Source organism: Desulfovibrio sp. 1188_IL3213, assembly GCF_036763145.1.
GTDB lineage: Bacteria > Desulfobacterota > Desulfovibrionia > Desulfovibrionales > Desulfovibrionaceae > Desulfovibrio.
In genome coordinates this window covers 1-6,525 of record NZ_JBAIYR010000101.1, presented here as the reverse complement: position 1 = coordinate 6,525, position 6,525 = coordinate 1, and the positions used below count along the sequence as shown (strand labels likewise).

Genomic DNA, 6,525 nt, shown 5'->3' with positions numbered 1-6,525 from the left:
GCCGCCTGAGGGGCCATGCAATGGGGTTGCCTGCATACCTGGCATGAGGCGGGACGCGCCTGCACCAGCGTTTCCAGCGCCTCCAGGGCCAGCACGGCATCGCACAGCAGGCTGTCGCCTACCGGGGCGCGGCCCGTTTCAGCGGGATCGTCGGAGATATGCAGCAGGCGCAGGCCGTCGGGGATATATTGACCTTCTACATACGGATAATAGCGGAATACGGGGGCGCCGATCACAATAGCCACGTCGTGGCCTTCAAGTTTTTTAGCCAGCGGGCCGATGGCAAAGGGCAGGCCGCCCGCATACAGCGGATGGGTTTCGGGAAAGGGCGGACGCTCCGATGCGGGCGCTGCCCATACCTTGGCGTTGAGTTTTTCGGCCAGAGCCACGGCCTGCTTCCAGCCATCGCCTTTGGCAATGGCCGCACCGTAGATAAGAGCGGGATTTTTGGCTTTGGAAAGCAGGTCGGCAAATTCGGCAAGGCGTTTCGGATCGGGGCCGATGCGGCTGGCAAGGCTGCGCGCCACAGGTGTGCCCAGCGCGGGCTTGTCCCAGTCATCAAGGGGAATGGAAAGAAAAACAGGCCCGGCCGGGGGCTGCATGGCCATGGCATAGGCCCGCATGAAGGCAGCGGGCACATCTTCGGCGCGCACCGGCTCGTAGCTCCATTTGACCCAGGGCTTGGGCAGCTCGGCAGGCTCAACGTTGGTGAGCCATGGCTCCATGAGGAGCATTTCGCGCGTCTGGTTGCCGGCTGTGATGATCAGCGGCGTCTTGTTCATGCTGGCCGTCAGGATATTGCTCATGGCATTGCACAGACCGGCGGAAGTATGCACGTTCACCAGCGCCGGTTTGCGTGTGGCCTGGGCGTAGCCATCGGCGGCGCCCACGGCGGAGGCTTCTTGCAGTGTTTGAATATATCTGAAATCTTTGGGAAAATCTTTCAAGAACGTTTCTTCGGTTGAACCAGGGTTGCCAAAAACAGTGGTTATGCCCAGTTCACGCAAAAGTTCGAATGTAACCTGACGTATGGTTTTCGTCATGGTGTCCTCCGCGATATTCCGTTTGGGTTAGTTTTGCCGATAACGAATAGCATGTGTTTTATTAGTAGACAATCCTGATTCTGGGTTCTTGTAAAGGAAATCTGAATTGTGGCATTGGGTAGGGTTTTTTGGACTGCCGGCAGGCGCGCTGATTACAATCTTTTGTGACTGTGGTCACTTTTAAAACGTGAGAAGAGTGTAAGTTTTTGGCATGCGCACCCCTTGCCAGCTTTGTCAAGAATGATTATTGTTAAAGAAAGCCCATGAGGAGGACACCATGTCGCAACTAAAGGACTTCGCACTTTACGATATAGACTGGAACCTGACCCCCGAGCATGCCGTGACCATGTATCTTGAATGGGGTAACAATGACTGGCATTCGGAGTATCCTCCGGTTCGCTCAAAGGATGACGTGGCCCATTACTTTGTGGTGGACAGTTGGCAGAGCCCGCCCATGATTCGCCTTGTGCGCCGCAACTCCGAAAGGGCCGATGACCTTATAAGTCTGCCCCTGCCCAAGAATCTGATGGAAGATTTTCGTAAGGAGCACGGCGAGTGGCGCGGAATCAGCGCGCCTACTCCTGCGGTCAGAACATGGCTCAAGCACGAACTTGAGCAGGAATAACCCGGCAGCGGCGCAAACGTGGCCCGCCAGACAGAACATTTCTCGCATGCAGATGAAAACGCGCAGGAAACCGTGACGGGTTTCCTGCGCGTTTTTCGTCCGGCCAAGCCGCCTGCGCCGCTTACGGCGCAGGCGGCCCAAACAGGGCAATTTCACCTTGAAATTGCCCTGTTGTTGCAATGCTCTAGTACCAGCGGCCGAACCTGCGGATGTAAACAACCTTCATGCCCTGAGCCACGCAGCAGTAGCAAAGCAGCGTCGCGACCAGCCAGGGAAAGTAGCTCCAGGGCAGCGGCTCAAGCCCCACCAGCCCGCCCAGCGGCGAGAATGGCAGGTAAATGCCCAGCGCCATGACGGCCCCTGTAAGCAGCAGAACGGGCAGGGCCGCCGTGCTCTGCACAAAGGGGATTTTTCTGGTGCGGAGCATGTGCACCACCAGGGTCTGGGAAAGAAGCCCTTCCACAAACCAGCCGGACTGGAAGAGGGACTGCATCTCCACACTGGTTGCGCCAAAGACGAACCACATGAGCGCATAGGTGGTAATGTCAAAGATTGAAGAGGTGGGACCGAGCCAGACCATGAAACGGCCGATGTTTTGCGCATCCCACTTGCGCGGTTTTTGTAAAAACTCCTTGTCTACCGTGTCCCAGGGCAGGGAAAGCTGAGAAAAGTCGTACATCAGGTTCTGAAGCAGCAACTGCACGGGCAGCATGGGCAAAAAGGGAATAAAGGCGCTGGCAACCAATACCGAAAACACGTTGCCAAAGTTGGAACTTGCGGTCATGTTAAGGTATTTCATGATGTTGCCAAATGTTTCCCTGCCTTTGACAACCCCCTGCTCAAGAACCATGAGGCTTTTTTCCAGCAGAATGATGTCTGCGGATTCCTTGGCGATGTCAGCAGCCGTATCCACAGAAATGCCCACGTCGGCGTCACGCAGGCCGGGCGCATCGTTGATGCCGTCGCCAAGAAAGCCCACGGTATGTCCGCCTTGCTGCAATGTTTTGATAATGCGCGATTTCTGCATGGGCGTGAGCTTGGCGAACACGTCATGGCTGTCGCAGGCAGCCAGCAGTTCGGTATCATTCATGGCGTCCACATCATTGCCGGTCAGAACTGTTCCCGGCTCAAGACCCACGTCATGGCAGATTTTGGCCGTGATGACTGGCGTGTCGCCCGTAAGAACCTTGACGGTCACCCCATGCTCGCGCAGCGCGGCAATGGCCGGGCCGGCGCTGTCCTTGGGCGGATCAAGAAAGGTCAGGAAGCCCCGGATGGCAAGGTTGCCTTCTGCCGCGGCGGTGTACTGCTCACGAACTTCGCTGCCCTTGAAAACCTTTGTGCCGAGGGCCAGTACCCGGAAGCCGTCGCGGTTGTAAGAGCGCGCCAGATCCATGAGCCTTTCGCGCCATTTTTCGTTCATTTCCACAACCTGGCCCTGCACGTAAACGCTGGAGGCTATGGAAAGCATTTCTTCCACGGCGCCTTTGCATACCAGCAGATGTTCCGTGTCGGACTCTGCCACGATTACGGAAAGGCGGCGGCGCACAAAGTCAAAAGGCAGTTCGTCCACCTTGCGCAGGTGGCGCGGCAGGCTGTTTCCCTCAGTATCGCCATAGCGGACAATGGCCCTGTCCATGAGGTTTTTCATGCCGCTCTGGTGAAAGCTGTTGAGCCACGCAAGTTCCAGCACCGATTCGTCCATAAAGCCCAGCGGGTTGACGTGGCGCTCAAGGATGATCCTGTCCTGGGTCAGGGTGCCGGTCTTGTCGGTGCACAGGATGTCCATTGCACCGAAGTTCTGAATGGAATTCAGCCGTTTGACCACAACCTGCCGACGGGACATGGCTACGGCGCCTTTTGCCAGATTGGCGCTGACAATCATTGGCAGCATTTCGGGAGTCAGGCCCACGGCGATGGCAAGGGCAAACATGAAGGCGTCGCTCCAGTCTCCTTTGGTAAAGCCGTTGATGAGGAAAACAACGGGCACCATAAAGAGCATGAAACGGATGAGCAGGCGGCTTACGCTGTTGACCCCCTTGTCAAAGGCGGTTTGCGAGCGGCTGCCCACAATGTTTTTCGCCAGTGAGCCGAAGTAGGTGCGCGCCCCCGTGGCTACCACAAGGGCCGTGGCCGTGCCGCTGACCACGTTGGTTCCCATAAAGCACATGTTGCGCGAATCAAGCGCCTGCCCGGATGATCCCTGGGCGTCAGCGCTTTTTTCCGCCACGTCGGACAGGGTGTCGTATTTTTCCACGGGCAGGGATTCGCCGGTGAGCACCGCCTGACTGACGAAAAGGTCGCGGGAGTCAAGCAGGCGCACATCTGCGGGAACCATATCCCCGGCGGAAAGGCGTACCACATCGCCCCGCACCAGTTCATCCAACGGGATTTCGCGGGTTACAGACTCATTCTGCGCATCGCGGCGGGTAACCGTTGCGGTGGTGTGCACCATGGCTTGCAGGGCCTGGGCGGCCTTGTTGGAGCGAAATTCCTGCCAGAAGCGCATGATGCCGCTGATCAGAACCATGGTCACGATGATGGTTGCGCCCGTGCCGTCGGTTTCTTCACCGTTCTGGAGCGGAAGCCAGTAGTCGCTGTAAAAGCTGACGGCACTTATGATAAGCAGAACGTAGATAAACGGATTGTTGAAAGCGTGAAGGAACTGCACCAGAGGATTGGGAACACGCTCGCGGGCCACCTCGTTGCGGCCTTCGGCCTCAAGGCGCACGCGGGCATCGTTTTCGGTCAGTCCGTCTTTTTCGCTGTCGAGTTTTGTGAAAAGCGCATCCACGGTCTGTTCGGTGGACCGGGCGGCCCACTGGCCCTTATGGGAATTGTGGGGCTGATTTTTATTGGGAAAAGTGAAAAACATGGCATGTCTCCTCCTGCACCCGGCAGACGGCGCGCATGCCTGCTGTATAGTATCAGGCTATGTCGCTGTATGCGGGCGCAGAGGCAAGAAAGTTGAAAACACCATACCCGCTGCGTGTTTTTGTTGAAAAAGACGCTGCGGGCCGACTAGGAGGATGGTCCATTGTTGGAAAGCTCCTTTCCTTGCACCTGTCTGAAAGACAGCGCGGCTATGCGCTGCGCGCGCGTGTGAGGGGATTCGGTTCGGGGTATTGGCGTCCGTCGGATTTCACTGGGCGGATTTGGCGGACGTAATACGAGAAGCCAGGGATTCTGCGGTAAAAAGCCGCAGATTTCTGGAAGATACGGTCAACGTCAGTGCAAAACTGCTGGCGAAAAAAAATACGGCCAGCATGACGCAGGAAAAAAGGGAGAGTTTCATGGCTCGCCTCCGATGCCCGGAACAGGCGACGGCGAGCGGGAAGGATCCGTTACAGACCGAGACCTGTTGCCCGGGGCAACCTGGTTATCGTGTGTTCCCAGCGACTACTGGGATATTCCGTACTACCGGGTACGCTGTCCATTACGGTCCTTTGCTTTGGTTAAAGGTGCATGTTGGTGTTGACTACTAGGTAATTTCACGGTGGGAGTCAAGTCCGCGCCGACGGCGCGGGCGTGTCACACGCAAAAGCAGCCTCCCGCTGATATCAGACGGCAGGCTGCTTTGCTCCCGGGGGGCGAAGTGTGGGAAAAGCGGCTACCGGCCAAGCAGTTGGCGGGTCTGGGGGGTGAGGCCCCGCAGGTTTTCAAAAACGGTCTGGCCGCCCAGACTTTCAGGGTCCTGAATAATGGCAATAAGCACCATGTCGTGCGTGGCGTGCACTTTTGTCAGGGCCGGAGCCTTGAACGCCTGGCTGCGCGGTTCGCCTGTAAATGACCAGAAATGCCCTTCCTGTGAAGGTTCGGTGGCATCAACCTGAAAGCGCGTCAGCTCACGGGCAAGGCTTTCGCTGGTGGCCTGCTTGTCATTGGGCAGCATAAAAATGCTCACAAGCCCCCGATAGTTTTCTCCGGCCTCATCCTTGATGCCCAGAATCAGCATGCACTCTTCATCCTTGCCGGAATGGAAGCCCGTGCGTTCTTCTCCGTCCCATCCGGCGGGCAGGATTGCGCTGAAGCGGGTGAAGTCCCTGGCCTCCGCCCCGTTCACGGCAGGAGCAGGCTGTGCGGCATGGACGCCGCCCATGTTCAGGGCGCAGATCAGAAGCAGCAGAAAAAAAAGGGTGGAACGCATACGGGCCTCGCTTTGTCTTGGCGTTATGATCCGTGCAGCCGGAGACGGCATGTTTTTTGCGCGGTTCAGGCCGCGCTGCGCAGCAGGAAGGTGATGAACGGCAGGCTCTGGCGGATGACCAGAAGGGCCAGCGCCAGCCAGTTGAGCCACAGAAACTGCACCCGGGACCGCAGGGTAAACAGGATGGCCCAGCAGGTTACCGCCAAGGTCAGAGGCACAAGACCCGCAATCTGGGGCATGAGCCAGTCCGGCAGCGCCTGACCGCTGAAAGAAAGCCCGATAAACAGGCCCCAGCGGTCGATGCAACGGGGTATGTAGCCGATCATGGCCCACAGGGCGCACCAGCGGGCGGCCTTTTCCATATCCGACGCGGAAAAGATGCTTTTTATCGGCATGGCGGCGGCAGTGCCGGCACGCTCACGCAGGGCCAGCGAGATCGCCAGCAGGGCCACGGCTCCGGCAGGGGCGAAATTTGTAAAATAGTCATGGGTGGCAGTGCCGAGCACCGCTGAAACCATGCGGCTCCAGTCCAGTCCCTGTGGCGGCCCGGAAAAAGACCAGTTGGGCAGGGCGTGGGCCGCAAAAAAACAGGCGATCGCCAGAAGGTACAAGAACAGTCTGCCGTGCAGGGTGTCAGTGTCAAGCCGGTCGCCCGCCGCGTCACTTTCCGTGGGGGGCGTCGACCTGCGCCCTTTGCGGGCTGAATGCCA

General features: G+C 58.0%; 5 protein-coding genes and 1 pseudogene. 1 reads left to right on the top strand and 5 read right to left on the bottom strand.

Annotation, left to right across the window (positions count from 1 at the left end):
• Window positions 1-1,043, bottom strand: a 1,043-nt coding sequence (locus tag V6C16_RS06185) for a thiamine pyrophosphate-binding protein (protein WP_333542899.1), incomplete at its 3' end; no start/stop codon positions are given.
• Window positions 1,044-1,320: 277 nt separating this feature from the next.
• On the opposite strand from V6C16_RS06185, the gene V6C16_RS06180 reads away from it, so the two are divergent.
• Window positions 1,321-1,668: a DVU0772 family protein gene (locus V6C16_RS06180; RefSeq protein ID WP_333536871.1), complete on the top strand. Its 348-nt coding sequence runs from the start codon at window positions 1,321-1,323 to the stop codon at window positions 1,666-1,668.
• Window positions 1,669-1,852: 184 nt separating this feature from the next.
• Here the strand turns inward: V6C16_RS06180 and mgtA are convergent, their stop codons facing one another.
• From mgtA to V6C16_RS06160, 4 genes and pseudogenes are all read right to left on the bottom strand, one after another.
• Window positions 1,853-4,543, bottom strand: a complete 2,691-nt coding sequence (gene mgtA / locus V6C16_RS06175; RefSeq protein ID WP_333536870.1) for a magnesium-translocating P-type ATPase — start codon at window positions 4,541-4,543, stop codon at window positions 1,853-1,855.
• A 267-nt stretch (window positions 4,544-4,810) separates the two neighbouring features.
• Window positions 4,811-4,963 carry a hypothetical protein gene (locus tag V6C16_RS06170; protein ID WP_333536869.1) on the bottom strand — a complete coding sequence of 51 codons (153 nt, stop codon included), beginning with the start codon at window positions 4,961-4,963 and terminating at the stop codon, window positions 4,811-4,813.
• A gap of 315 nt (window positions 4,964-5,278) precedes the next feature.
• On the bottom strand, window positions 5,279-5,815 hold the full coding sequence (locus V6C16_RS06165; RefSeq protein ID WP_333536868.1) for a protoporphyrinogen oxidase: 537 nt from the start codon (window positions 5,813-5,815) through the stop codon (window positions 5,279-5,281).
• 65 nt (window positions 5,816-5,880) lie between these two features.
• Window positions 5,881-6,525, bottom strand: a pseudogene (locus V6C16_RS06160) (hypothetical protein); the annotation flags it as partial.